Here is a 1,459-nt window from a genome sequence, read left to right as displayed (position 1 = left end):
ATTTGGATCAATATTCATTACGGGAGATGAACCGCCCATTGCGGACCCGCATGATGGGTGGTGTGGGGGCTGGAGGTTAGAGACCTCCGGCTACCCGATTAGCTTTTGTGTACTTACAACCCCGCTTAGCATGAACTCTTAATCTACAATGAGTTATATTAAGCATACGAGCGTTACTACCAATAGAAAAAAACATTGGAGCCAATAAAAATATCAAACTCAGTGGAAGTAGACCAACACTTAAACCACTAACTTTAGGCATTAATAGACCAAGAGGATCATATATAGGAAAAGTCTCAAAAAACAAATGTAATGGTCCCATTAACATAGTTAGTAACAATGTTAATACCATCATAAGAAAACTTCGATTGTATCTATGTATAGCAGAAATATGCAATTGAGAATTATCCATATAGATTCTAGTTGCAGTGACGACTATTCTTTTTCGTTTGTAAGATCTTTTACGTGCTGATTTACTAAGTTTTGTTATCCATTTAGGAATCCAGTTTTGGAGAAAACCTGCGAACAAACTAGCTAAAACGGCGATAACAACAGTTGAAATCCACCACGATAAACTAGACAAATTTATAAGTAACTCTTCCATATCACTCCATACTTCATTAAAAAAGCTAACGCTTTTAGCTAAAGGGCGTGCGACTAGCACGTCCAGTGAAGGCCGTCTTTTTGGCCGTAATGCATTTCAGCGTATTGTTATGCTTTAACTGACTCGATTTTTTTCTTAGCTTTAAGTAACAGATCTTTAATTTTGGCTAAATCTTCAATATTAAAATAAGCTGCAACACCACCAATATCACCACTAGTAACAGCAGCCATAAGCTTGTCACCTGAACTAAATGTAGATATTTTCAGAGAACCTTTAGTTGTATAGTCAGCTTGAAAATCTTCAAACTTAGTTACATCAGGTTTAACTTTACTTATATAGTCAATTCCTTGTATTAAGGAATTAATTTCATCAAAGTCAATGAATGAAGTATGTTGTTTGTCATACTTACCATTTTCTTTAAATGCTTCAATGGTAATTCCGTATTGTTTTGAGCCATCTGTAACATTTGTGAACTCTTTGCTTTGGATATTCACTGAGGTACTGTAAAGCCCTTGAGCGCTACCTATTTTTTGAAAGCCTCTGATTAACACAACACCTGTTTTAGCACTGAATTGTTCAAGCTTAGTTTTTGCTTTTGGGACAGAATCTTTTAAGTTTGCTGCATAAGCAGATGGTACAAGCAAAGCAACAATAGCTAGAGAGATAATAGACTTTTTCATTTTCATTCCTTGATAATTAATTATATATGTATGAATTCAAAGCATAACGAGCCTGTAGATTAACTCGTTTTTTTTATTTATTTTTATTGATAAACAAACCATAGCTGAGTTCCTATTTTGGTTCAATCGATTACTGTATTTTATGCAGAATATAAAGTGGGAGTTTTGTGTTGTT

General features: G+C 34.5%; 2 protein-coding genes. Both read right to left on the bottom strand.

Annotation, left to right across the window (positions count from 1 at the left end):
• Nucleotides 1-76: 76 nt before the first annotated feature.
• Complete coding sequence (locus CWB66_RS21390; protein WP_138586998.1) at nt 77-604, bottom strand: hypothetical protein; 528 nt, start codon at nt 602-604, stop codon at nt 77-79.
• Between the two features lie 107 nt (nt 605-711).
• Nucleotides 712-1,284 (bottom strand): hypothetical protein, encoded by a 573-nt coding sequence (locus tag CWB66_RS21385; protein WP_138586997.1) that lies wholly within the window; start codon nt 1,282-1,284, stop codon nt 712-714.
• Nucleotides 1,285-1,459 lie beyond the last annotated feature (175 nt).

This window comes from Pseudoalteromonas sp. S558 (assembly GCF_005886635.1).
In the GTDB taxonomy this organism is placed as follows: domain Bacteria; phylum Pseudomonadota; class Gammaproteobacteria; order Enterobacterales; family Alteromonadaceae; genus Pseudoalteromonas; species Pseudoalteromonas aliena.
Note: the sequence above shows the minus strand (reverse complement) of the source record. Positions and strands in the feature narration are given on the sequence as shown.